At 70.5% G+C, this 25390-nt stretch carries 21 protein-coding genes; 16 read left to right on the top strand and 5 right to left on the bottom strand.

Going from position 1 to position 25390, the window contains the following annotated elements; all coding sequences use genetic code 11:
* Positions 1-134: 134 nt before the first annotated feature.
* Both ACIBW9_RS31195 and ACIBW9_RS31190 read left to right on the top strand, forming a co-directional pair.
* On the top strand, positions 135-1178 hold the full coding sequence (locus ACIBW9_RS31195) for a 3-isopropylmalate dehydrogenase (RefSeq protein WP_398960367.1): 1044 nt from the start codon (positions 135-137) through the stop codon (positions 1176-1178).
* A 251-nt stretch (positions 1179-1429) separates the two neighbouring features.
* On the top strand, positions 1430-2518 hold the full coding sequence (locus ACIBW9_RS31190) for a branched-chain amino acid aminotransferase (protein ID WP_398960366.1): 1089 nt from the start codon (positions 1430-1432) through the stop codon (positions 2516-2518).
* A gap of 36 nt (positions 2519-2554) precedes the next feature.
* Here ACIBW9_RS31190 and ACIBW9_RS31185 read toward each other — a convergent pair whose 3' ends face one another.
* Positions 2555-4036, bottom strand: coding sequence for a cytosine permease (locus tag ACIBW9_RS31185; RefSeq protein ID WP_398960365.1), 1482 nt, complete (start codon positions 4034-4036; stop codon positions 2555-2557).
* A gap of 118 nt (positions 4037-4154) precedes the next feature.
* Here ACIBW9_RS31185 and ureA point away from each other — a divergent pair, with 118 nt between their 5' ends.
* The 6 genes from ureA to cimA all read left to right on the top strand — a co-directional run bounded on the left by ureA (position 4155) and on the right by cimA (position 11604).
* Complete coding sequence (gene ureA / locus ACIBW9_RS31180; RefSeq protein ID WP_398960364.1) at positions 4155-4838, top strand: urease subunit gamma; 684 nt, start codon at positions 4155-4157, stop codon at positions 4836-4838.
* Positions 4835-6529, top strand: a complete 1695-nt coding sequence (locus tag ACIBW9_RS31175) for an urease subunit alpha (protein WP_398960363.1) — start codon at positions 4835-4837, stop codon at positions 6527-6529. Before ureA ends, ACIBW9_RS31175 begins: the two co-directional genes overlap by 4 nt.
* Before the next feature lie 24 nt (positions 6530-6553).
* Positions 6554-7591, top strand: coding sequence for an agmatine/peptidylarginine deiminase (locus ACIBW9_RS31170; RefSeq protein ID WP_398960362.1), 1038 nt, complete (start codon positions 6554-6556; stop codon positions 7589-7591).
* Positions 7592-7720: 129 nt separating this feature from the next.
* Positions 7721-8266 (top strand): TetR/AcrR family transcriptional regulator, encoded by a 546-nt coding sequence (locus tag ACIBW9_RS31165; RefSeq protein ID WP_398960469.1) that lies wholly within the window; start codon positions 7721-7723, stop codon positions 8264-8266.
* Positions 8267-8403: 137 nt separating this feature from the next.
* Positions 8404-9681 carry a TolB family protein gene (locus ACIBW9_RS31160; RefSeq protein ID WP_398960361.1) on the top strand — a complete coding sequence of 426 codons (1278 nt, stop codon included), beginning with the start codon at positions 8404-8406 and terminating at the stop codon, positions 9679-9681.
* Positions 9682-9999: 318 nt separating this feature from the next.
* Positions 10000-11604: a citramalate synthase gene (gene cimA / locus ACIBW9_RS31155; RefSeq protein ID WP_398960360.1), complete on the top strand. Its 1605-nt coding sequence runs from the start codon at positions 10000-10002 to the stop codon at positions 11602-11604.
* 42 nt (positions 11605-11646) lie between these two features.
* Here the strand turns inward: cimA and ACIBW9_RS31150 are convergent, their stop codons facing one another.
* Positions 11647-11838: a DUF397 domain-containing protein gene (locus ACIBW9_RS31150; RefSeq protein ID WP_398960359.1), complete on the bottom strand. Its 192-nt coding sequence runs from the start codon at positions 11836-11838 to the stop codon at positions 11647-11649.
* Positions 11835-12641 carry a Scr1 family TA system antitoxin-like transcriptional regulator gene (locus ACIBW9_RS31145; RefSeq protein WP_398960358.1) on the bottom strand — a complete coding sequence of 269 codons (807 nt, stop codon included), beginning with the start codon at positions 12639-12641 and terminating at the stop codon, positions 11835-11837. The genes ACIBW9_RS31150 and ACIBW9_RS31145 overlap by 4 nt, the downstream gene beginning before the upstream one ends.
* Before the next feature lie 112 nt (positions 12642-12753).
* Here ACIBW9_RS31145 and ACIBW9_RS31140 point away from each other — a divergent pair, with 112 nt between their 5' ends.
* From ACIBW9_RS31140 to ACIBW9_RS31130, 3 genes are all read left to right on the top strand, one after another.
* The gene (locus tag ACIBW9_RS31140; protein WP_398960357.1) at positions 12754-13167 is read left to right on the top strand and encodes an ATP-binding protein; all 414 of its coding nucleotides are present in this window, start codon (positions 12754-12756) and stop codon (positions 13165-13167) included.
* Positions 13168-13241: 74 nt separating this feature from the next.
* Positions 13242-16250, top strand: a complete 3009-nt coding sequence (locus ACIBW9_RS31135) for a glycoside hydrolase family 3 protein (protein WP_398960356.1) — start codon at positions 13242-13244, stop codon at positions 16248-16250.
* Positions 16251-16320: 70 nt separating this feature from the next.
* Complete coding sequence (locus ACIBW9_RS31130) at positions 16321-17679, top strand: hypothetical protein (RefSeq protein ID WP_398960355.1); 1359 nt, start codon at positions 16321-16323, stop codon at positions 17677-17679.
* 24 nt (positions 17680-17703) lie between these two features.
* On the opposite strand, the gene ACIBW9_RS31125 is transcribed toward ACIBW9_RS31130, so the two are convergent.
* Positions 17704-18129 (bottom strand): MarR family winged helix-turn-helix transcriptional regulator, encoded by a 426-nt coding sequence (locus tag ACIBW9_RS31125; protein WP_398960354.1) that lies wholly within the window; start codon positions 18127-18129, stop codon positions 17704-17706.
* Positions 18130-18238: 109 nt separating this feature from the next.
* Between ACIBW9_RS31125 and ACIBW9_RS31120 the strand changes: the two genes are divergently transcribed.
* Genes ACIBW9_RS31120 through ACIBW9_RS31110 form a run of 3 tightly spaced genes read left to right on the top strand, consistent with a single transcriptional unit; the run spans position 18239 to position 20569 of the window.
* Complete coding sequence (locus ACIBW9_RS31120) at positions 18239-19354, top strand: FUSC family protein (protein ID WP_398960353.1); 1116 nt, start codon at positions 18239-18241, stop codon at positions 19352-19354.
* The gene (locus ACIBW9_RS31115) at positions 19284-19829 is read left to right on the top strand and encodes a hypothetical protein (protein ID WP_398960352.1); all 546 of its coding nucleotides are present in this window, start codon (positions 19284-19286) and stop codon (positions 19827-19829) included. The genes ACIBW9_RS31120 and ACIBW9_RS31115 overlap by 71 nt, the downstream gene beginning before the upstream one ends.
* Before the next feature lie 56 nt (positions 19830-19885).
* Positions 19886-20569, top strand: coding sequence for a DUF899 family protein (locus tag ACIBW9_RS31110; protein ID WP_398960351.1), 684 nt, complete (start codon positions 19886-19888; stop codon positions 20567-20569).
* Between the two features lie 33 nt (positions 20570-20602).
* Here ACIBW9_RS31110 and ACIBW9_RS31105 read toward each other — a convergent pair whose 3' ends face one another.
* Positions 20603-21157, bottom strand: a complete 555-nt coding sequence (locus ACIBW9_RS31105; protein ID WP_398960350.1) for a YceI family protein — start codon at positions 21155-21157, stop codon at positions 20603-20605.
* A 158-nt stretch (positions 21158-21315) separates the two neighbouring features.
* Here ACIBW9_RS31105 and ACIBW9_RS31100 point away from each other — a divergent pair, with 158 nt between their 5' ends.
* The gene (locus ACIBW9_RS31100) at positions 21316-23619 is read left to right on the top strand and encodes a polysaccharide lyase 8 family protein (protein WP_398960349.1); all 2304 of its coding nucleotides are present in this window, start codon (positions 21316-21318) and stop codon (positions 23617-23619) included.
* A gap of 154 nt (positions 23620-23773) precedes the next feature.
* Positions 23774-25357, top strand: a complete 1584-nt coding sequence (locus ACIBW9_RS31095) for an acyl-CoA carboxylase subunit beta (RefSeq protein ID WP_398960348.1) — start codon at positions 23774-23776, stop codon at positions 25355-25357.
* Positions 25358-25390 lie beyond the last annotated feature (33 nt).

Raw genomic sequence — 25390 nt, 5'->3', positions numbered from 1 at the left:
ACTTCCCAGCGACGGCCAACGCCCGCCAGACATACGGGTGAACGGGCGACGACCAGTTGGCGCTCCAAGTCACTGTCATGTCCGTATGGCGGACATGACATGTCATTCCATGGGACGCGGAGTAGGGTGCCGACATGTCTCGCAGCATCAATCTCGCAGTGATTCCCGGTGACGGCATCGGCCAGGAGGTCGTGGCCGAAGGTCTGAAGGTCCTCTCCGCCGTCCTTCCGCAGGATGTGAAGCTGGAGACCAAGGAGTACGACTTCGGCGCCCAGCGCTACCACGCCACCGGTGAGACCCTCACCGACGCCGACCTCGACGCGCTGAAGAAGCACGACGCCATTCTGCTCGGCGCCATCGGCGACCCGAGCGTCCCCTCCGGCGTCCTGGAGCGCGGCTTCCTGCTCAAGCTCCGCTTCGCCTTCGACCACCACGTCAACCTGCGTCCCTCGAAGCTCCTGCCGGGTGTCGCCACCCCGCTGGCCGGCGAGCCGAGCATCGACTTCGTCGTGGTCCGCGAGGGCACCGAGGGCCCGTACACCGGCAACGGCGGCACCATCCGCAAGGGCACCGAGCACGAGGTCGCCACCGAGGTCTCCGTGAACACGGCCTTCGGTGTCGAGCGCGTGGTCCGCGACGCCTTCGCCCGCGCCCAGGCCCGCCCCCGCAAGAAGCTCACGCTGGTCCACAAGAACAACGTGCTGACTTTCGCGGGCCACCTGTGGACGAACATCTTCAACAAGGTGGCCGCGGAGTTCCCCGAGGTCACCACCGACTACATCCACGTCGACGCGGCGACCATCTACCTGGTCACCGACCCGGGCCGGTTCGACGTGATCGTCACCGACAACCTCTTCGGCGACATCATCACCGACCTCGCCGCGGCCGTCTCCGGCGGCATCGGCGTCGCCGCGAGCGGGAACATCAACCCGTCCGGCGAGTTCCCCTCGATGTTCGAGCCCGTGCACGGCTCGGCGCCCGACATCGCGGGCCAGGGCAAGGCCGACCCCTCCGCCACCGTCCTGTCCGTCGCGCTGCTCCTGCGCCACCTCGGCTACGAGGCCGAGGCCGCCCGTATCGACGAGGCGGTCTCCGCCGACCTCGCCGAGCGCACCGGCAAGCCCGCCCGCTCCACGTCGGAGATCGGCGACGCGCTGGCCGTACGAGTAGCCGGCTGACCCGCCGCCTCTCGAAAGCCTTTCGAAGCCGCCGGGTCGCATCAGCACCCGGCGGCTTCCGCTGTGTCCCCGCCGGGTGCCACCATCATCCCTGGGCTGCATTTCACGCCGTTTCTTCCACGGTCCCCGCCTTGCGATAATCGAACGCGGAGCCGCGGATTGAGGGAATGCTCGGACGTCCCAGCACTGGCCACCGGCCGTACGGACGTGAGCGCGGCCCGTCACACACAACCGGTGAAGGACAACCACTCATGACGACGCCCACGATCGAGCTCAAGCCCTCGGCCTCGCCACTCTCCGACGCGGAGCGCGAGGCGATCCTGGCGAACCCCGGGTTCGGCCGCCACTTCACCGACCACATGGTGACGATCAAGTGGACCGAGGGCCGCGGCTGGCACGACGGCCAGCTCGTCCCGTACGCCCCGCTCTCCCTCGACCCGGCGACGATGGTCCTGCACTACGCGCAGGAGATCTTCGAGGGCCTCAAGGCCTACCGCCGCCCGGACGGCTCGGTCGCCACCTTCCGCCCCGAGATGAACGCCCGCCGCTTCCAGCGCTCCGCGCACCGCCTCGGCATGCCCGAACTTCCGGTCGAGACGTTCATCGAGGCCTGTGACGTCCTCGTCCAGCAGGACAAGGCATGGGTGCCCGCGCACGGCGGCGAGGAGTCCCTCTACCTGCGCCCGTTCATGATCGCGACCGAGGTCGGCCTGGGCGTGAAGCCCGCCAACGAGTACCTCTTCCTGGTCATCGCCTCGCCGGCCGGCGCCTACTTCCCCGGCGGCGTCAAGCCGGTCTCCATCTGGCTCTCCGAGGACCGCGTCCGCGCCGTCCCCGGCGGCATGGGAGACGCGAAGACGGGCGGCAACTACGCGGCCTCCCTGCTCGCCCAGGCCGAGGCCGCCGCCAAGGGCTGCGACCAGGTCTGCTACCTCGACGCGGTCGAGCACAAGTGGGTCGAGGAACTCGGCGGCATGAACCTGTACTTCGTGTACGGCGACAAGATCGTCACCCCCTCGCTGACCGGCTCCATCCTGGAGGGCGTCACCCGTGACTCGCTGCTGACCGTCGCCCGCGACCTCGGCTACGAGTCCGAGGAGGGCCGCATCTCCATCGACCAGTGGCAGCGCGACGCCGAGAACGGCACGCTGACCGAGGTCTTCGCCTGCGGTACCGCCGCCGTGATCACCCCGGTCGGCACCGTCAAGCGCGCGAGCGCCGAGTGGCAGCAGGCGGGAGGCGAGCCGGGCGAGGTGACGCTCCGCCTTCGTGAGGCATTGCTGAACATTCAGCGCGGGACCGCGGCGGACAAGCACGGCTGGATGCACGTGCTCGGCTGAGGGCTGAGCGGGGTTTTGTGCGGGGGGTGTTGCGCCCTACTGGGGGGCTGCGCCCCCCAGGCCCCCCGTTTCGGCCTGGACGGCCTCGTCCTCAAACGCCGGACGGGCTGGGGTGGCCGACCCGGGCTGAGAAAGCACCCGCAGCTGCAACAACACATACGTCACGCCGCCCACGAGGCCCGACAGCACGAAGCTGCAGTCCACCCCGCCCGTCAGCGACAGCAGTGGGCCCTCGTACGACGGCAGTGACACCGCCAGCAGGCCGAACCCGGCGCCCACCGCCCAGGACACCGTCGCCCACACGTTCCAGCCCGCCCGGTACCAGTAGATCCCGCCCCGGGCGCGGCGGTTGAAGACCTGCAGGGCGTCGGCGTCGTACACCCCGCGGCAGCGCACGAAGCCGATGAGGGTGATGACCGCCCACGGGGTGCCGATGGCCGTCAGGAGCAGCACGAAGGACGTCATCGCCGACTGGGCGTTCCAGGTGTAGTGGCCGATGAAGACGCAGGCCGTGGCGACGATCGCGACGGTGTAGGTGGCTCGGGCGCGGGACGCCCGCGGCAGGATGGCGTCCAGGTCGAGGCCCATGGAGTACAGCATCAGACCCGCGTTGCCGACCGAGCCCGCGGAGGCGGAGAGCAGCAGCGGGATCAGGTACCAGGCGGGGGACGCCGTCACCAGCGGGCCCGCGTAGTCCGCCGCCGCGTGTGCCGCGTACGCCGTGAAGGTGCCGAAGAGCTGGGGGACCAGCAGGCCCAGGATCAGGCCGAGCCAGGTCGCGTGCAGGACCCGGCGGGAGGAGTGGCGGGCCGGGGAGATGTAACGGGTGTAGTCGCCGAGCAGGGTGATGAAGGCGATCGGGCCGGACAGGCCCGCGGCCACCGTCGCCAGGAACCAGGTCGGCCAGTAGCCGCCGAGCAGATAGCCACCGGTCTCCGGGATCGCCGAGGTGGTGAAGTGCGGGGCGTAGGCGAGGACGCCCAGCGCCAGCAGCGCCGTCATGCCGATCGCCAGGACCCGGGACATGGCCAGCAGCATCCGGTAGCCGTACACGGCGCCGGCGACCGTCGCGCCGGCGAGGACCGCGTAGACCAGGGCGTACGCCACTCCGTCCACCGGCAGGCCGAACAGCCGGCGCAGCACGCCCACCATCACGTCCCCGCCGATCCACACGGTCAGCGCCGTGTAGCCGAGGGCGAGGAGCAGACCTACCACCGAGCCGACCAGCCGTCCGCGCACGCCGAACTGGGCGCCGGAGGAGGTCGAGAGGTTCGTCGCGGTGCGCAGGGAGATCAGCGCCAGGGGTGCCGTCAGGGCCGTCCCCGCCACCGTGCCGACCACGATCGAGCTCAGCGACGACCACCAGTCCAGGCCGAACGACGGCGGCAGCCAGCCGAAGATGATCACGCCCAGACAGAGGTTGGAGCCCAGCAGGATCGAGACGAGGTCGCGGGGCCCGCTGGTGCGTTCCTCGTCGGGGATGGTGTCCACTCCGCGCTGTTCCATCGAGATCGGCATGGCGGCCCTTTCGGTTGGTTAGAGCGACACTCAATGTGACCCGAGACGCTGTGGCCGTCAAGACCTTCCCTCTAAGGCCTGTTCTGTTTAGAGTGTCGCTCTAAATGGAGGGATGGACATGCGGCTGACACCGACCGAACGCGACCGGCTGCTGCTCTTCGGGGCCGCCGAGCTGGCCCGGGCCCGGCGGGCCAGGGGCCTTCGGCTCAACGTGCCCGAGGCCACCGCGCTGATAGCGGACACCGTCTGTGAGGCCGCCCGCGACGGCGCCCGCCTCGCCGAGGCCATCGAGCGCGCCCGGTCGGTCCTCGGCCCGGCCGATGTGCTGCCCGGTGTCGCGGACGTCGTCACCGAGGTGCATGTGGAGGCCGTCTTCGACGACGGTTCGCGGCTCGCGGTGGTGAGCGATCCGATCGGCGGGGGCGGGCTGGGGGAGCAGGCACCGGGCGCGCTGCTGCCCGGGCCTGAGCATGCCGAGCCCGCGGCGGCCGTGCGGCTGACGGTGACCAACACCGCCACCGTGCCCGTCTCCGTCACCTCCCACTTCCACTTCTTCGAGGCCAACCCGCGCCTCGACTTCGCACGGGAACAGGCCTACGGGATGCGGCTCGCCGTGCCCGCCGGGTCGTCGGTGCGGTTCGGGCCGGGGGAGAGCGTCGAGGTCGGGCTGGTGCCGATCGGGGGCGAGCGGGTCGCGATCGGGTTCGCGGGGCTCGTCGACGGGGCGCTGGACGCGCCGGGGGCGAAGGAAGAGGCCCTGCGCAGGGCCGCCGCCTGCGGATATCTGGGAGCAGAACGATGAGCAACGACCACCGCCCGAGCATCGACCCTCGTGCCTATGCCGCCACCCATGGGCCCCGCGCCGGCGACCGCATCCGGCTCGGGGACTCCGGGCTGACCGTCCGCGTGGAGTCCGACTCCCAGCGGTACGGCGACGAGTTCCTCGCCGGCTTCGGCAAGACCGCCCGCGACGGCCTGCACCTCAAGGCGGCGGCCGTCCGGGAGACCTGTGACGTCGTGATCAGCAATGTGGTGGTGATCGATGCCGTGCAGGGGATCCGTAAGGTGTCGATCGGCATCCGGGAGGGGCGGATCTGCTCCATCGGGCGGGCCGGGAACCCCGACACCCTCGACGGGGTCGACGTCGTCGTCGGCACGGGCACCTCGATCGTGTCGGGTGAGGGGCTCATCGCCACCGCCGGTGCCGTCGACACCCACGTCCATCTGCTCTCGCCGCGGATCATGGAGGCCTCGCTGGCGTCCGGCGTGACCACGATCATCGGGCAGGAGTTCGGGCCCGTGTGGGGGGTCGGCGTCAACTCGCCCTGGGCGCTGCGGCACGCGTTCAACGCCTTCGACGCCTGGCCGGTCAACATCGGCTTCCTGGGGCGCGGTTCGTCCTCGCACTCCGCGCCCCTGGTGGAGGCGTTGGCCGAGGGCGGCGCGAGCGGCTTCAAGGTGCACGAGGACATGGGCGCCCACACGCGCGCCCTGGACACGGCCTTGCGCGTCGCCGAGGAGCACGACGTCCAAGTGGCCCTGCACAGCGACGGGTTGAACGAGTGCCTGTCGGTGGAGGACACCCTGCGGGTGCTGGAGGGGCGGACCATCCATGCCTTCCACATCGAGGGGTGCGGCGGCGGGCACGTCCCCAACGTCCTGAAGATGGCGGGTGTCCCGAACGTCATCGGCTCCTCCACCAACCCCACCCTCCCCTTCGGGCGGGACGCCGTCGCAGAGCACTACGGCATGATCGTCTCCGTCCACGACCTGAAGACGGACCTGCCGGGCGACGCCGCCATGGCCCGTGACCGCATCCGTGCCGGGACCATGGGCGCCGAGGACGTGCTGCACGATCTCGGCGCGATCGGCATCACCTCGTCCGACGCGCAGGGCATGGGGCGGGCCGGCGAGACCGTCCGCCGTACCTTCGCCATGGCCGGGAAGATGAAGGCCGAGTTCGGCGCCCCGGACGAGCACGACAACGAGCGCGTCCTGCGCTACATGGCCAAGCTGACCATCAACCCGGCCATCGCGCACGGCCTCTCGCACGAGGTCGGATCGATCGAGGTCGGCAAGCTGGCCGACATCGTGCTGTGGCGGGCGGAGTACTTCGGGGCGAAGCCGCAGCTCGTCCTCAAGTCGGGTTTTCCGGCCTACGGCGTCGTCGGCGACCCGAACGCGGCCACCGACACCTGCGAACCCCTCGTCCTCGGGCCGCAGTTCGGGGCGCACGGTGCGACACCCGCCGAGATCTCCGTCGCCTTCGTCGCCCAGGCTGCCCTGGACCAGGGCAACGACACCATGCCGACCCGGCGCAGAAGGGTCGCCGTGCGCGGTACTCGCGGCATCGGACCGGCCGATCTGCGGCTCAACTCCCGTACCGGAGCGGTGGACGTCGACCAGCGGACCGGTCTGGTCACCCTCGACGGAGAGCCGATCCGCTCGCAGCCGGCCGACTCCGTCTCCCTCAACCGCCTCTACTTCCTCTGACACTTCCTCCGACAAGGACCCTCGATGTCTGCTGCCGCCGACGGCTTCCGCATGCCCGCCGAATGGGCCCCGCACGAGCGCACCTGGATGGCGTGGCCGGGACCCAACGCGACCTTCGAGGACCCGGAGGACCTCGCCGCCTCCCGCGCCGCCTGGGCCGCGGTCGCCCGTGCGGTCCGCCGCTTCGAGCCGGTGACGGTGGTGTGCGGGCCGGGGCAGTCGGCGCAGGCGCGGGCGCTGCTGGGCCCGGACGTCGACACGGTCGAGCGCGAGCTGGACGACGCGTGGATGCGGGACATCGGCCCGACGTTCCTCACGAACGGGCGTGAACTCGCCGCGGTGGACTGGACGTTCAACGGCTGGGGCGCCCAGGGCTGGGCCCGCTGGGAGCACGACGCGAAGATCGCCGCCTATGTCTCGGACCTCGCGGGCGCGAGGACGTACGCCTCGAAGCTGGTCAACGAGGGCGGCGCGATCCACGTCGACGGCGAGGGGACGGTCCTGCTCACGCAGACGGTGCAGCTCGGCTCCGAGCGCAACCCGGGCTGGACGAAGGAGCAGGTCGAGGCGGAGATCCACGCCCAGCTCGGCACCCGCAAGGCGATCTGGCTGCCCCGCGGCCTCACCGGCGACTACCCCCCGCACGGCTTCGGCACCCTCGGCCATGTCGACATCGTCGCCGCGTTCGCACGCCCCGGTGTCGTGGTCGCGCACTCCCAGCCGGACCCGGCGCACCCGGACCACGAGGTGACGAAGGAGGTCATCGGGCTGCTGAGGGCGCAGAGGGACGCGCGGGGCCGGAGCCTGGAGGTCGTCGAGGTCCCGGCGCCCACCGTGCTGGAGGCCGACGGCCACTGGGCCGACTACTCCTACATCAACCACTACCTCTGCAACGGCGGAGTCGTGCTCTGCGGCTTCGACGACCCGCGCGACGAGATCGCCGCCGGGATCTTCCGGCGGCTCTTCCCGGAGCGGACGGTGACCCTCGTGGACGCCCGGACGATCTTCGCGGGCGGCGGCGGGATCCACTGCATCACCCAGCAGCAGCCGAAGGTCCGCTGACGGCCCGCGGGGCAGGACCGTCAGGTAGAACATACGGGTGAACGTGCTGATCTGCGCCGCCGAGGCGGCCCCGTGACCACCCGGCGCCGCACCCCCGCCCCGCCCCGCGAGGACGTCCTGGCGGCTGCGATGGAGATGATCGCCGAGCGCGGTCTGGAGAAGCTCACCATGGCGGCGCTCGGCCGTGAGGTCGGCATGAGCAGCGGGCATCTCCTCTACTACTTCCGCACCAAGGACGAGCTGCTGCTGCAGGCCCTGGAGTGGAGCGAGGGCCGGCTGGGCGCCGCGCGGGGACGGCTGCTGGCGCGCGGCGGCACGGCCCGCGAGCGGCTCGACGCCTACGTCGACCTGTACGTCCCCGACGGCCACCGCGACCCGCACTGGACCCTCTGGCTGGAGGTCTGGAACCGCTCGCAGAACGCCGACGAGGACGCCCGCGACCGGCAGGCCGCCATCGAGGGCGTCTGGCACCGTGACCTGGTGGCACTGGTCGCGGAGGGGGTGTCGCGGGGGGAGTTCCGCCGGGTCGATCCGGACCGTTTCGCCACCCGGCTGCGGGCCTTGCTCGACGGCTTCTCCATCCACGTGGCGATCGGGCTGCGGGGGACGGACCGGGCGCAAGTTCTCGGCCACGTAAGGGAGTTCCTGGACGAGAGCCTCCTCGCGGACGTCTGACCCGGTGCCCGGGTTGTACTCAATTCGGGGGATTGACGCTGTCCCGCGTGATGCGTTTGTCTCCAAGGGAGCCCTTGGCGCAGGGCCGGGGGGACAAGCGTCACACGGGGAACACAGGGGGAATCGTGCTCAGAGCCATGCGTGGGATGTCCGTCGCGGTGGTTGCGGGTGCCATGGTCGCGTTGACGGCGACGTCGTCGTCCGGGGCAGCGGCGCACAGGCCGGGGACCGAGCGGGTCACGCTGTCGGCCACGGGGCAGCAGGCCGACGACAACGCGTACGGACCGCAGTTCAGCGCGGACGGCCGCTTCGCGCTCTTCACGGCATACGCCTCCAATCTGGTGCCGGGCGACACCAACCGCAGCGGGGACGTCTTCGTGCGCGACCTGCGCAAGGGGACGGTCGAGCGGGTCGATGTCGCTTCGGACGGCACCCAGGCGGCCGGCGGCGATTCTCAGGCGCGGGCCATCAGCGCCGACGGCCGGTACGTGCTGTTCAGCTCCAACGCCAGGAACCTGGTCCACTGGGACAACCCGCCCACCAACGAGGCGGCCCAGGACGTCTATCTGCACGACCGCCGCACCGGCCGCACCGAGCGCATCAGCGTCGCCCTCGACGGGGGTTCCGCGTTCACCGCCAACGCCACGATGACACCGGACGCCCGCTACATCGCATTCAACGCCAAGGCCGACCGGATGGAGACGAACCCCCGCGACATCTTCGGACTCGTGTACCTCCTGGACCGCCGCACCGGCACCGTGGAGCGGATCAGCAACCGGGACCGCCCGGACAATCCCTCCCTGCTGCAGGGGCTGAGCGACAACGGCCGCTATGTGGCGTACACCCAGCTGGTGCCGCGCAGCTCCTACGGCCGCACCTGGGTGCACGACCGCCGCACCGGCACCGAGGAACAGGTCAACGTCAAACCGGACGGCACCCCGGCCCAGCGGTACGCGCTGCCCGCCTCGCTCTCCGCGGACGGCCGCACCATCGCCTTCTCCTACTGGGGCGACGAGGAACTCGTCCCGGGCGAGGACCCCGGCACCGGCTCCACCGTCTACGTCCGCGACCTGCGCAAGGACGTCACCCGGCGGGTCAAGGCCGGCCCCGCGGAGGAGGACGGGATCAGCCAGCCCGTGCTCAGCCCGGACGGTCGCTATGTGACCTATGAGGCACAGCCGCGACTCGCGGACGGCCGCCCCGGGCCCGCCAACGTCTACCTCCGCGACCTGCGCACCGGCTCCACCCGCCTGGTCAGCGAGTCCGTCACCGGCGGACCCGTCACGGACCGGTCCGTCGCCGTCTACTCGGTGAGCGCGGGCGCCCACCGCATCGGCCTCGGCAGCGAGTCGAGCCAGCTCGTCGCGGGCGACACCAACGGCTTCTACGACGGTTTCGTACGACGCCTGCCGTGATCAGCACAGTGCTCGCATCCTGAGACGGAGGGTGAGCGCGGGGGCGGGTTGTGCCAGACTGCCCCCGTGCTCTCGTTCGCCATGATTATTGGCAGCAGGCGCGCCGGTCCGCAGTGACCGCCACGTACGACCAGGTACGGGTGGACACCGTCGTCCTCGACCCGCGCGCAGACCTCTCGCACCCGCGAGAGGTTTTTCGCTTTTCTGGCCCACCTTCAGCCGGGAGCAAAGCGCGAGGGATCATTGAGGACGGTGGAGCCGGTCATTCCGGTAACGACCGTGATCCGACGGGATCCAACAGCAGGAGCCTTGAACACCATGACCGCAACCAGCGAGCTCGACGATTCGTTCCACGTCTTCGACACCACCCTGCGCGACGGCGCGCAGCGTGAGGGCATCAACCTCACGGTCGCGGACAAGCTGGCCATCGCACGGCACCTGGACGACTTCGGCGTGGGCTTCATCGAGGGCGGCTGGCCCGGCGCCAACCCGCGGGACACCGAGTTCTTCGCCCGCGCCCGGCAGGAGATCGACTTCAAGCACGCCCAGCTCGTCGCCTTCGGCGCCACCCGCCGCGCCGGCGCCAAGGCGAGCGAGGACCCGCAGGTCAAGGCGCTCCTGGACTCGGGCGCCGAGGTGATCACCCTGGTCGCCAAGTCCCACGACCGGCACGTCGAGCTCGCCCTGCGCACCACGCTGGACGAGAACCTGGAGATGGTCCGCGACACGGTCTCGTACCTCCGTGAGCAGGGCCGCCGGGTGTTCGTCGACTGCGAGCACTTCTTCGACGGCTACCGCGCCAACCCCGAGTACGCGAAGGCCGTCGTACGCGCCGCCGCCGAGGCCGGCGCCTCCGTCGTCATCCTCTGCGACACCAACGGCGGCATGCTCCCCGCCCAGGTCCAGGCCGTCGTCTCCACCGTCCTGGCCGACACCGGGGCCCGGCTCGGCATCCACGCCCAGGACGACACCGGCTGTGCGGTCGCCAACACCCTCGCCGCGGTCGACGCGGGCGCCACCCACGTCCAGTGCACGGCCAACGGCTACGGCGAGCGCGTCGGCAACGCCAACCTCTTCCCGGTCGTCGCCGCCCTGGAGCTCAAGTACGGCAAGCGGGTCCTGCCCCAGGGCGCGCTGCGCGAGATGACCCGGATCTCGCACGCCATCGCCGAGGTCGTCAACCTCACCCCCTCCACCCACCAGCCCTATGTGGGTGTCTCGGCGTTCGCCCACAAGGCCGGTCTGCACGCCTCCGCGATCAAGGTCGACCCGGACCTGTACCAGCACATCGACCCCGAGCTGGTCGGCAACACCATGCGGATGCTGGTGTCCGACATGGCGGGCCGCGCCTCGATCGAGCTGAAGGGCAAGGAGCTCGGCGTCGACCTGGGCGGCGACCGCGAGCTGGTCGGCCGGGTCGTCGAGCGCGTCAAGGAGCGCGAGCTCAGGGGCTACACCTACGAGGCCGCCGACGCGAGCTTCGAGCTGCTGCTGCGCGCCGAGGTCCAGGGCGGGCCGCTGCGCTACTTCGAGGTCGAGTCCTGGCGGGCCATCGTCGAGGACCGCCCCGACGGCACCCACGCCAACGAGGCCACCGTCAAGCTCTACGCCAAGGGCGAGCGCATTGTCGCCACCGCCGAGGGCAACGGCCCGGTCAACGCCCTCGACCGCGCCCTGCGCGTGGCGCTGGAGAAGATCTACCCCCAGCTGGCCAAGCTCGACCTCGTCGACTACAAGGTCCGCATCCTGGAGGGCGTCCACGGCACGCAGTCCACGACCCGGGTCCTGATCTCCACCTCCGACGGCGCGGGCGAGTGGTCGACGGTGGGCGTCGCGGAGAACGTGATCGCCGCGTCCTGGCAGGCGCTGGAGGACGCGTACACGTACGGTCTGCTGCGGGCCGGGGTGGAGCCCGCGGAGTAACTCCGTCGCTCGCGCGGGGGCCTTCGTCCGCGAAGACCCCCGCTAGGCCCCGTGCCCTTCCTGCCGGGCGAGCCCGACGAAGGCCGCCCAAGTGCGCGGCGACACGGTGAGGTTGGGGCCGGTGTTCTTGGTGTCGCGGATGTGGACGGCGGAAGGCTGCGTGGCGACCTCGATGCAGTCGCCGCCTTCGCTGCCGCTGTAGCTGGACTTGAACCACTCAAGTGCGGTGCTCATCGGTCTCCTAGCAATTTTCGCAGGTAGCGCACGCTCTCGTCTGGCGAGAGGGCCTGTGACCGCAGCATTCCATACTTGTGGTGATAGTCGCTGACCTCGTCGGGATCGTCCACGAGGAAGCTGACACGCTGGACCTCCAAGTAGGCCAGGCGCTCATGTTCAGGTGTTTCCAGCAGCACCATGGGTCCGTCCAAACCCGCGTGCGGCGTTCGATCCATCGGCATGATCTGGAAGCTCATGTGGACCGGCTCGGTGTACTCCAGGATCCGGCGGTACTGCTCCTGCATCACATCCGGGCCGCCGACCTGCCGGCGCAAGATGCTCTCCTCGATGATGAAGTGGCACACGGGAGGCCGCTCCCGCTGGAAGACCAACTGCCGTTCCATTCGGGCGTTCACCCACTGCTCCGCCGTCTCGCCTCCCAGCGCCGGATACCGGTAGCCGAAGACGGCACGGCAGTAGTCCTGGGTCTGGAGCAGCCCGGGGACCACCAGGCCCTGGTAGGAGAGGATGCCGACCGCCTCCTGCTCCTGGTCCACGAGGCCCTGCGCGAACTGCACGATCTTGTCTCGCACGGGCAGGTTCGCCACGAACACCGCCAACGATCCGCCGGTGTCGAGCAGTTCGTCGAAGTGCTCGGCGCGATCGGGCTGAAGTGCCAGTCTCCCTTGCTCGATCGATCCCACCGTGTCGACGTGAATGTTCGCCAACTCGGCGAACTGCTCCTGTGTGAGCCGCGCTTGCTTCCGGTAGTGCGCAACCAGCGCACCGACCGCGAACCATGAACCAACCTTTTTGGGCATGGCCAACCCTTTCCCCCGTACACGCACGAAGTCCTCGTAGTGAACTCGTAGTAATCAGAACTACGACCTCACTCACTGCCCAACCATAGTCACTCCCTGTGACAGTCGCCCCATGAACGCCCATCCCCAACTCCTCCACGCCCGCACGGCCCTCTACCCCCGCGACCGCAGAAACGTGGCCGTGGCCAGAGATCTCACCCGCATCACCCTCGCCGGCTGGGGGCTGACGCGGCGGAGCGACGACGTACTGCTCTGCGTGAGCGAACTGGCCACCAACGCCCTGCTGCACGGCGTCCCGCCGGGCCGTTGCTTCCGGCTGGACCTGAGTCTCGACACCGCCGAAGTCCTCCGCATCGAGGTCCACGACAGCGGACCCGGCGAGCTCCGCACCCCGGACATCGCGCCGGAGTCGGAACGCGGCCGGGGGCTCCTGCTCGTCGCCGCGCTGTCCGACGACTGGGGCGTGCGGCAGCGGGATCCTGGAAAAGTGGTCTGGTGTGAGTTCCGGGGCTGTCGGCCGTCTTGACGGCTTCCTGCGTCACTCGTTAACTCACGAGGTGAACTAAGTCGTTTGTGAGACAAGAGAGTTGAGGGAAGGCCATGCGCAGAACCGCCCTGCTCGTCTCCACCGCCTTGCTCACCGCCCTGTTACCCCTCGCCGTGGCCCAGGCGGTCGACGATCCGGCTCCCACGCCCGTCGACCGCTTCGAGGGCGAGGTCCCCTTCGCCTCCCAGCCGGCGGAGGGCATCTTCACCTGGGGCGGCGACAGCGACGATCCGCCCGCGCTGCAGCTGACCGCCAGATCCGACGCCCCCGAGGGCGAAAAAGTACTCACCGGCACCTACGACATCAGCGGTTACGGCGGCTTCAGCCACGACTTCGCCGCCGACGAACCCGCACACGACTGGTCGTCCCGCAAGGGCATCCGCTTCTGGTGGGACGGCCAGGACAACGGCAAGAAGATCGCCTTCGAGATCAAGGACGGCGGCGCGAACGGCGAGGCCTCCGAGCTCTGGACGACCTCCTTCACCGACGACTTCACCGGCTGGAAACAGGTCGAGATCCCCTTCACGGACTTCGTCTACCGGACCGACTACCAGCCGGTCGGCGGCATCGACCACGTCCTCGGCCTGACGCAGATGTGGGGCTACTCCGTCACCCTCCCGGTCGGCGTCAAGGGCCGATTCGCCATGGACGACGTCGAGTTGTACGGCAAGGCGGACCAGTCGCTGCGGGCGGGCGTCACGACCGACGCCGCCGTGCACCCGGTGAAGGAGGGCGGTACGGCCGCGATCCGGGTCACCCTCGCCACCACCGGCTCCGCCCCCGTCGCGGACCCGGTGACCGTCACGTACGAGACCACGGGCGGCACCGCGGCCCCCGGCAGGGACTACACACCGGTCTCCGGAACCCTCACCTTCCCCGCCGGTACGGCCTCCGGGGCGACGCGGACCATCCACGTACCGACCCTGCGCGACAAGTCGCCCGAGTCCGCCGAGACGATCCCGCTCAAGCTCACGGTCACCGGCGCCAAACCCCCGGCCGAGACCCCGCAGGTGGTGATCGACGCCCACGGACTGCCGTATCTGGACGGCAAGTTGCCGGTCAAGAAGCGCGTCGCCGACCTCCTGTCCCGTATGTCCCTGGCGGAGAAGGTCGGCCAGATGACCCAGGCCGAGCGTGGGGCCGTCGGGGACGGCGGCGACATCGCGACGTACGCGCTCGGCTCACTCCTGTCCGGCGGCGGTTCCACGCCCACGCCCAACACCCCCGAGGCCTGGGCGAAGATGATCGACGGCTTCCAACTGCGGGCCCAGGCAACGCGGTTCCAGATCCCGCTGATCTACGGGGTCGACGCGGTGCACGGCCACAACAACCTGGTCGGTGCCACGATCATGCCGCACAACATCGGCATCGGGGCGACCCGAGATCCCCGGCTCGCCGAGAAGGCAGGCGCGGTGACCGCCTCCGAGGTCCGCGCCACCGGCGTCCCCTGGGACTTCGCCCCCTGCCTCTGCGTCTCCCGCGACGAACGCTGGGGCCGCTCCTACGAGTCCTTCGGCGAGGACCCGGCCCTCGTCGAGTCCATGGAGACGATCATCCACGGCCTCCAAGGCCGCGCGGACGGACGGGACCTGAAGGACGGCGACAAGGTCCTCGCCACCGCCAAGCACTTCGTCGGCGACGGCGGCACCGAGTACGGCTCGTCCACGACCGGCACGTACACCATCGACCAGGGGGTCACCAAGGTCACCCGGCAGCAGCTGGAGGCCGTCCACCTGGCGCCGTACCGGACCGCCGTCGACCGTGGCATCGGTACGGTCATGCCCTCGTACTCCTCGCTCGACATCCTCGGCGACGGACAGGGCCCCGTGAAGATGCACGCCCGCGCCGACATGATCAACGGCGTGCTCAAGGGCAGGATGGGCTTCGACGGCTTCGTGATCAGCGACTGGAACGCCATCGACCAGCTTCCCGGCGACTACTCCTCCCACGTACGCACAGCCGTCGACGCGGGTGTGGACATGATGATGGTGCCGTACTCGTACAAGGACTTCACCGCGCAGCTCGTCGCCGAGGTGCAGGCCGGCCGCATCGGCGAGCGGCGGATCGACGACGCCGTCTCGCGCATCCTCACCCAGAAGTTCCGGCTGGGGCTCTTCGAGAAGCCGTACGCCGACACGAGCGGTGCCCCGGCGATCGGCTCCGCCGCCCACCGGGCCGTAGCACGGCAGGCGGCCGCCGAGTCGCAGGTCCTGCTGAAGAACGCGAACGGCGTACTGCCCCTGAAGAAGAACCAGAAGGTCTACGTCGCCGGGTCCAACGCCGACGACCTCGGCAACCAGACCGGCGGCTGGACCGTCACCTGGCAGGGCGCCTCCGGCACCCACACCCAGGGCACGACGATCCTCGCCGGGATGCGCAAGGACGGAGACGTCACCTACTCCAAGGACGCCTCCGCACCCACGGCCGGCTACGACGTCGGCGTGGTCGTCGTCGGCGAGACCCCGTACGCCGAGGGCGTCGGAGACGTCGGCAACGGGCATGATCTGCAGCTGTCCGCCGCCGACCGGGCCGCCGTCGACAAGGTGTGCGCGGCCATGAAGTGCGCGGTGCTGATCGTCTCCGGACGCCCCCAGCTGATCGGTGACCGGCTCGGCGAGATCGACGGCCTGGTCGCCTCCTGGCTGCCGGGCACGGAGGGCGACGGGGTGGCCGACGTGCTGTACGGCAAACGCCCCTTCACCGGTCAACTGCCGGTCACCTGGCCGAAGTCCGAGGCGCAGCTGCCGATCAACGTCGGTGACACGGCGTACGACCCGCAGTTCCCGTACGGCTGGGGTCTGACGACCCTGACCGAGGTGCCGGAGGGAGGCGCGGCGACGCTGAGGGCGCTCGCCGTCGCCGCCGCCGTCGCGGAGAAGAAGGGCGCGGACGCCACCGGCCGCGCGCTCGTCACCAAGGCCCGGCTGATCGTCCAGCAGAAGGTGGGGGCGGGCATCACCCAGGCGGTGGCGAAGCCCTTCGCCGACGCGGACCACCTCTCGCTCACCGGACGGTACGGAGCGGCCGTGGAGAAGCTGATCACGGCCTACCGGGCCACCTGAGGAGGACATCGCCCGCCTCTTTTACCTGACCGGATGACCAGTTTTGGGAGGCTTCGGGTAGCTTCGAACCATGAAGGCCGTCGTACGGACCCGAAGTCTCCCGGGGCTGCTCCTGGCCCTGCTGCTCGCCGCCCTGACCGTCCTGTCGGCGGGCTCCCCGCCGGCCTCCGCCGCCACCGGCGTCTCGACGATCGCCGAGGCCCTGCGCAAGAGCCCGGTCTACGTCGACCCGGCAGCGAGCGCCCAGCTGTCGTCCGCCGACGCGCACGCCCTCGCCGAACGGATCAAGGGCGCCGACAAACCGCTCTTCGTCGCCGTCCTCCCCGCCGGCTACCCCACGACGGACCTCTTCCGGAACCTCCGCACCGCCACCGGCATCACGGGCCTGTACGCGATCCGGCTCGGCGACCGCTTCGACGCGAGGGCCGACTCGTCCGTCCTGCCGCGCACCGCCGTAGAGAACCTCGTCAACAGCGTCCAGGGCGACAAGGCCGCCAGGACCCAGCTGACCGACTTCACCAACAGCGCCGTCACCGACATGGGCGGCTCCGCCCCGTCGAGTTGGGGCTCCTCCTCCGGTGGCGGCGGGGTGTCGTACACCGCGCTGATCACCGCGGGCGCGGTGCTGGTGGCGGGCGGCGCGGGCGCCTTCACGCTGGTACGGCGGAGCCGGCGCCGCAGGGCCGCGGAGCAGCAGGCGGCACTGGACCGGCTGCGGGTCGTGGTCGACGAGGACATCACGGCCTTCGGCGAGGAGCTGGACCGCCTCGACTTCCACCCGGCGCAGCCGGGCGCCGACGACGCCATGCGCGCCGACTACGAACGCGCGCTGGACGCCTACGAGCAGGCAAAGTCGGCCATGGCCGAGGCCCGTAAGCCCGAGGACGTGCGGGCCGTCACCCAGGCTCTGGAGGACGGCCGCTTCTCGCTGGCCCTGCTCGCCGCCCGACGCGAGGGCCGCCCGCTGCCGGAACGCCGGCCGCCCTGCTTCTTCGACCCCCGCCACGGCCCGTCCGTCGCCGACGCCCACTGGACGCCCCCGGGCGGCGCCCCGCGCGAGGTCCCGGTCTGCGCGGCCGACGCCACCCGCCTCGCCGACGGCCGCGACCCCGTCGTCCGCGAGGTCGACACCGACTACGGCCGCCGCCCGTACTGGGACGCGGGCCCGGCCTACGGCCCCTGGGCGGGCGGCTACTTCGGCGGCGGCCTGCTGCCCGGCCTGCTGGTCGGCACCCTGCTGGGCAGCATGATGGCGACCCCGTCGTACGCGGCCGACTACGGCACCGGATACGGGGACTTCGGCGGCGGATTCGAGGGCGGGGACACCTCGGGCGCGGACTTCGACCCCGGTGACTTCGGGGGCGGATTCGGCGACGGTGGGGGAGGGGACTTCGGAGGCGGGGGCGGTGACTTCGGCGGAGGGTTCTGAGGCGTCCTGAGGCGCCTTGATGCGTCACACCTCCGCGTCCGCCAGCCGCTCCATCAGCGCCACCGCAAGCTCCAGCACGCCCCGCTCGGTCGGGCTCAGGGAGTCCAGCGCCCGCGACAGGTAGGCGTCCCGCTCGGCCATGTCCCGCTCCAGCGCCCGCCGGCCCGCCTCGGTCAGCGACAGCACGGACTGCCGCCGGTCAGCCGTGTCCGGCTCGCGTGCGACCAGCCCCTCCGCCTGCAGCTCCGCGAAGACCCGGGTCAGCGACTGCGGCCGCTGCCGCTCGGCCGCCGCGACCTCGCCGGGGGTGGCCGGACCGTGACGGTGCAGATGGCCGAGCACCAACAGCTGGTTGGCGCTGAGACTCCCGGCGCCGCGCTCCTGCCGCAGCCGACGGTTGAGACGCATGACGCCACGGCGGATACGGGCGGCTTCGGCGAGGTGGTCCATGAGGAACGATCGTACGTGTTTACTTACTACCTGGCCTGCCCTCAATGCCCGTAATATCGGGCGAGTGACCGCAATATTAATACGTAATGCGTACGAAGCGGTGCTGACGATGAGTGCCATGCTGCTGTGCTGGGCCGCCGCCCTCGTGCTGGAGGGCGCCGCGGGGCTGCACACCGACGTGCTCGTCCTCGCGGTGGCCCTGTCGCTCACCCTGTCCTCGAGCCAGCGCACCGCGGACACCCGCCGTCGGCTCACCGCGCTCGTGGTGCTGCCCGTGGCGGCCGGTGCGTCGATCTTCCTCGGCCGGCTGATCGCCGCCCACTACGTGATCGGGGCCGCCGTCTTCACCGCGGGCATCTCGCTGGGCATCTGGATCCGCCGCTACGGCCCGGCCGCCACGAAGGCCGGGACCCTGCTGACCCTCCCCCTCATCGCCCTCCTGGTCGTGCCGGGTCCCGCGCTGCCGCCCGAGGCGCAGAGCGGGCTGGTGACCTGGTTCTGGTCCGCGCTGATCGGGGCGCTGGCGTGCTGCTCGGTCTGGCTGGTGCAGGGGCCGGCGGACCGGTACGGGCCGTGGCGCGCCGAGCCGGTCCCCGAGCAGCCGCCGCGCCGCTCCCGTCTCCACCCCAGTCCGAGCACTCGCATGGCCCTGCAGATGGCGGCCGGGGTCGCCCTCGCCTTCGCCCTCGGCCGACTGCTCTTCGACGACCACTGGCCCTGGGTGGTGCTGACCGCCTACGTGGCGGCGAGCGGCAACCGCGGCCGGACCGACGTGCTGCGCAAGGGGATCGAGCGGCTGCTGGGCGCCTGTGTCGGCACGTTGCTGGCGACGGGGGTGGCCGCGGCCGGTGTCACCGGTCACGCCTCCGTGGCGCTGATGTTCACGATCCTCGCGGTCGCGCTGTGGCTGCGCCCGCTCAGCTACGCCTACTGGGCGGCGGGCATGACCTGCGCCCTCTCCCTGCTCCTCGGCTACTTCGGCCAGGACGCCCAGCACCTGCTGCCCACCCGCCTGGAGGGCATCGCCGTCGGCGCGGCGCTCTCGGTGGCGTCGGCGTGGTGGCTGCTGCCGGTGCCGCGCAGGCGGGCGACGGCGACACAGACCGCTCCGACCGGTGTCCAACGGCCGGACGGGCTCCTACTCTTGGGGGGTGGTGACCGCGCCCGATGGGGACGAACGGGAACTCGTCGAGGGTTTCGGCGACGATCGGCCACTGCTCGGTGAGCGGTGGCGGGCGTTGTCGCGCCGGGCCCGGGTTGCGGTCGTCGGGTCGGTCTGCGCGGTCCTGCTGGGCGTGCTTCTGGGCTACGTCGTCGCCACGCGGCCGCCGCCCGACCCGGTCGCCGCCACCAGTGTCCGGATCACCGAAGTGGAGATGCCGCAGCGCTACACCCTGGACCTCGGCATCACTTTCCGCGTCGCCTCCGACGCTCCCGTCACCCTCACGGGAACGGGACAGGGCTACGACGGCTTCCTGCAGACCCTGCCCGTACCCGGCGGCGCGCTGCTGCCCGGTCAGGCCCGCGTCCTGCACACCCGTCTGAACGTCTACTGCCAGCTGCCCCTGCCACGGCAGGGAACACCCCTGCTGTTCGTGACCGTGCGCAACGCCCGCCGCGAGGGCCGGGCACCGGTCGTGCCCACCGCGGTGCAACTCGCCGGCATCGACCGCGCCGTGCAGCAGATCTGCCGGCGGTGACCGCCGTCCTACAGTGGAAGAACCGGCACGGGGGACCCGCACCCCAGGAGGACGCGATGTTGCGGCACACACGACTGGCCGGGGAGAGCGCGGAGTACCTCGCCGCCCGCGAAGAGCTGCGCCTGGCCGAGATCGAGCTCATGCGCCAACGGGAGAAGGTCGCCGCTCAGCGCCGCGCGCTGCCGCCGGGGCCGCCCGTCGACGACTACACCTTCCTGGAGGGCCCCGCCGACCTCGACGCCGGCGACACCCCGGTCCGCGAGGTCAGGCTGAGCGAGCTGTTCAGCGCCCCCGAACGCCCGCTGATCGTCTACCAGTTCATGTACGGCAAGAAGCAGACCGAGCCCTGTCCGATGTGCACCCTGTGGATCGACGGCTTCAGCGGCGTGGCCCACCACGTCACCCGGAACGCCGACTTCGTCGTCGCGGCCGCCGCCGACCCGCCCGTCCTGCGCCGGTACGCCCGCAACCGCGGCTGGTCCGGGCTGCGCCTGCTCAGCTGCGGCGACAGCACGTTCAAGTACGACACCGGCAGCGAGGACGAGAACGGCGAACAGGACTCCACCGTCTCGGTCTTCACCCGCGACGACGACGGCACGGTCCGCCACTTCTACTCCACGCACCCCCGCATGGCCGATGACATCAAGGAACGCGGCATCGACCTCCTGGCGCCGGTGTGGCACCTCCTGGACCTGACCCCGCGGGGGCGCGGCGACTGGTACCCGAGCATCGAGTACTGACCCCACGCCCCGGTTCCGCTCCAGGCGCAGGGATCAGGCGTTCCTGATCGCCGAGATGTCGAAGTTCAGCTTGATCTTGTCGGAGATCAGCACGCCGCCCGTCTCCAGCGCCGCGTTCCAGGTCAGGCCCCACTCGGAGCGCTTGATCTCCGCCTTGCCCTCGAAGCCCACGCGCTCGTTGCCGAAGGGGTCCTTCGCGGCGCCGTTGAACTCGAGGTCGATGGTGAGCGGCTTGGTGGTGCCGAGGATCGTCAGATCGCCGGTGATGCGGTAGTCCTCGCCGCCGAGGGCCTCCGCCGAGGTCGAGCGGAAGGTCATCGTCGGGAACTCGTCGGTCTTGAAGAAGTCCGCGCTCTTCAGGTGACCGTCGCGGTCGGCCGAGCCCGTGTCGATGCTCTCCATCTTGACGTCGATGGAGGCCGACGACGCGGACGGGTCGCCGCCGTCCAGGTGCAGTGACCCGCTGAAGTCGAGGAACTTGCCCTTGACGTTGGTGACCATGGCGTGGCGGACGGTGAAGCCGATGGTGGAGTGGGCCGTGTCGATCGTGTAGTCGCCGGTCAGTGCGGTCAGGTCGGTGTTCGCCATGACGGTGCTCCCTGAATGAGGATGTTGAACGTTGAACTACTCAACGGGAACGACCGTAGACCTATTCCCTTCGCGTTTCAACGTCATCCGCAAAGTGTTGGCGTGGTTACGCTCAGGTGGTAGTCGCCCATGGCATGACCACACACCGCAGGGGCTCCATGAGACCCACCCGCAGAGCCGTCCTACTCGCGGCGGCCCTCCTGGCCGCGGCCGCACCGCCCGCCCGCGCCGCCGCCCCGGACCCCTATGACGCCCTGCGCCGCCGCTGGCTCGACCTCGCCCTCGGCACCGGCTACGACCCCACCGCGGAGCCGTACGCCTCCCGGCTCGCCCAGACCGGCGAACTCGCCCGCGCCGCCCTGGCCACCATGGCCGCCACGCCTACCTCCCTCTGGCCCGCCTACCCCTACGACCCTCCCTCGGGCATCACCCAGAGCTACGGCCGTCTGTGGACGATGACCCGGGCCTACGTCCAGCAGGGCACCGGCTCGACCGGCGACCCCGCCCTCCTCGCGGCCGTCCTGCGCGGCCTCGACCATCTCTCCGCGACGATCTACAACCCCGCCACCACCCGCTACGGCAACTGGTGGGAATGGCAGATCGGCAGTCCCCGCCTGCTGATGGACATCACGGCGGTCCTGTACGACGACCTCACCGATGTCCAGCGGCAAGCGGCCTGCGCCGCCGTCGACCACTTCATCCCCGACGGGATGCTCACCGACTACTCCGGCACCTCCACCGGCGCCAACCGCGTCGACCTGTGCCGCTCGGTCGCCCTGCGCGGGATCCTGGGCCGGGCGGACGCCAAGCTGGCCCTCGCCCGCGACGCCCTCTCCCCGGTCTTCCCGTACGTCACGAAAGGGGACGGGCTGTACGCGGACGGCTCGTTCGTGCAGCACACCTGGGTCGCGTACTCGGGGACGTACGGACAGGTCATGCTCGACGGCCTCGGCCGCCTCTTCACGCTCCTTTCGGGATCCGCCTGGGAGGTGACCGACCCGAACCGGCAGCTCGTCCTCGACAGCGTCGAGCACGCCTACGCGCCCCTGATCCACGACGGGTTGGTGATGGACGCCGTCAACGGCCGTGCGATCAGCCGGGGTTACCTCAAGAACGACGACCGCCAGGTCATGCGCAGCGACCACTTCCACGGGCAGGGCGTCATCGCGGCCGTCGCCCTGCTGGCCGGCGGGGCGAGCGCGGCCGAACGGGACCGCTGGTACGCGTACATCAAGGGCTGGATCGAACGGGACACCGTGACACCGATCCTGACGGCACGTCAGTTCGACGTCGCCGACCTGGCCCGGCTGCACGCGGTCGCCGCCGCGCCGGTCCCGGCCGCCCCCGAACCGGCCGGCCACCGCCTCTTCCCGGCGATGGACCGCGCCGTCCACCGCGGCTCCGGCTTCACGGCGAGCATCGCCATGTGCAGCGACCGCATCGCGTACTACGAGTGCGGCAACGGCGAGAACCCGCGCGGCTGGCACACGGGCGCCGGAATGCTCTCCTGGTGGCCCGCAGGCCGCAGCGATCAGTACACCGACTGGTTCTGGCCGACCGTCGACTGGTACCGCCTCCCGGGCACCACCGTCTCCACCCTTCCGCTGCCCGACAAGGCGGGCGGCGAGTGGGGCGCGCCCAAGCCGGACGTGCGCTGGGTGGGCGGCACGACGGACGGCGAGTACGCGGCCGTCGGCCAGCACCTCAGGGGCCTCGGCTCGACGCTCCAGGCCCGCAAGTCGTGGTTCTGCGTCATGGACGCGGTGATCTGCCTCGGCGCGGGCATCACCTGCACCGACGGCGTCCCGGTCGAGACCGTCGTGGACAACCGCAACCTGGGGGAGGGCGGGACGCAGGAGTTCGTACGGGGGAGGGGCTGGGCCCATCTGGAGGGACACGGCGGCTGGGTCGTCCCCGGCGGCGGGCTGCACACCCTCCGCGAGGACCGCACCGGCGCCTGGTCGGACATCAACACCACCAGCACCACCCGGCGGGCCACCCGCCGCTGGCAGACGCTGTGGCTCGACCACGGCACGGACCCGGCCGACGCCACCTACGTCTACCTCCTCATGCCCGGTGCCTCCCGCCGAGCCGTCGCCTCCCGCGCCGCCGACCCCCACTGGCTGTCGCTCCTCGCCAACGACAGCACCCGGCAGGCCGTCCACGTCCCCTCCCTCGGTCTGACGGCGGCCAACTTCTGGGCGCCCGGCACGGCGGGCCCGCTGACCGCCTCCGCCGCCGCGAGCGTCCTCGTACGCCGTCACCGCCGCACCGCTACCCTCTGCGTGAGCGAGCCACCCCGAACGGGCGAGCCGTTCGAGATCACCTGGAACCACCCGGTGCGCGGAGTGGTACGGGCCGACGACACCGTCGAAGTCCTCGGTACAGGCCGCCGTACGACCCTCCGGATTACCCCAGGCGTGTCATGTGCGACTCACCGATGTGAGCTGGCTCTCAGCTGACCGCTTTGTGTGACCCCTACAAGCCGCACGCCCTCTGAGCAGTCGGAAGGCCTGCATGCCGTCATGGTTCTGTTCAGTGGCACCAGGAAAACGGGCCGGAGACTGTACGGAGTCGACGGCTCGCTTTCTTGGGTGGGCTTCGTAAGGTCACTACATGACCGTTTTGGATGAGGCGCCGGGTGAGCCGACGGACGCGCGCGGGCGAGTGGCCGAACTGCACGAGATTCGTGCGCAGGCACTGGCCGGCCCGAGCGAGAAGGCGACCGAGGCGCAGCACGCCAAGGGCAAGCTGACCGGCCGGGAGCGCATCGAGCTGCTCCTCGACCCGGGCTCCTTCCAGGAGGTCGAGCAGCTGCGCAGGCACCGTGCGGTCGGCTTCGGCCTGGAGGCGAAGAAGCCGTACACGGACGGTGTGATCACCGGCTGGGGCACGGTGGAGGGCCGCACGGTCTTCGTCTACGCCCATGACTTCCGTATCTTCGGCGGCGCGCTGGGCGAGGCCCACGCCACCAAGATCCACAAGATCATGGACATGGCGATCGCGGCCGGCGCCCCGCTGGTCTCCCTGAACGACGGCGCCGGCGCCCGCATCCAGGAGGGCGTCTCCGCGCTCGCCGGGTACGGCGGCATCTTCCAGCGCAACACCAAGGCCTCCGGTGTCATCCCGCAGATCTCGGTGATGCTCGGCCCCTGCGCCGGCGGCGCCGCGTACTCGCCGGCCCTGACGGACTTCGTGTTCATGGTCCGTGAGACCTCGCAGATGTTCATCACCGGCCCGGACGTGGTCAAGGCGGTCACCGGCGAGGAGATCACCCAGAACGGCCTGGGCGGCGCGGACGTGCACGCCGAGACCTCCGGCGTGTGCCACTTCGCCTACGACGACGAAGAGACCTGCATCGCCGAGGTCCGCTACCTGCTCTCCCTCCTCCCGCAGAACAACCGGGAGAACCCGCCGCGGGTGGAGCCCACCGACGCGGCGGACCGCCGCAGCGACGTGCTGCTCGACCTGGTCCCGGCGGACGGCAACCGGCCGTACGACATGGCCAAGGTGATCGAGGAGATCGTCGACGACGGCGAGTACCTGGAGGTCCACGAGCGCTGGGCCCGCAACATCATCTGCGCCCTGGGCCGCCTGGACGGCCAGGTGGTGGGCATCGTCGCCAACCAGCCGCAGACCCTCGCGGGCGTCCTGGACATCGAGGCCAGTGAAAAAGCTGCGCGCTTCGTCCAGATGTGTGACGCTTTTAACATCCCGATCGTCACCTTCCTGGACGTGCCGGGGTTCCTCCCCGGTGTCGACCAGGAGCACGGCGGAATCATCCGCCACGGCGCGAAGCTCCTCTACGCCTACTGCAACGCGACCGTGCCGAGGATTTCGCTGATCCTGCGCAAGGCGTACGGAGGTGCCTACATCGTCATGGACAGCCAGTCCATCGGTGCCGACCTCACCTATGCCTGGCCGACGAACGAGATCGCCGTGATGGGCGCCGAAGGGGCCGCCAACGTCATCTTCCGGCGACAGATCGCAGAGGCCGAGGACCCCGAGGCCATGCGGGCCCGCATGGTCAAGGAGTACAAGTCCGAGCTGATGCACCCCTACTACGCGGCCGAGCGCGGCCTGGTCGACGACGTCATCGACCCGACCGAGACCCGCGAGATCCTCATCCGCTCCCTGGCGATGCTGCAGACCAAGCACGCCGATCTGCCGTCCCGCAAGCACGGCAACCCCCCGCAGTAACCCAGCGGACCCTCCGCGACACCCTCGCGGAAA

The sequence above is a fragment of the Streptomyces sp. NPDC049541 genome (assembly GCF_044465725.1).
Classification (GTDB): domain Bacteria; phylum Actinomycetota; class Actinomycetes; order Streptomycetales; family Streptomycetaceae; genus Streptomyces.
Note: the sequence above shows the minus strand (reverse complement) of the source record. Positions and strands in the feature narration are given on the sequence as shown.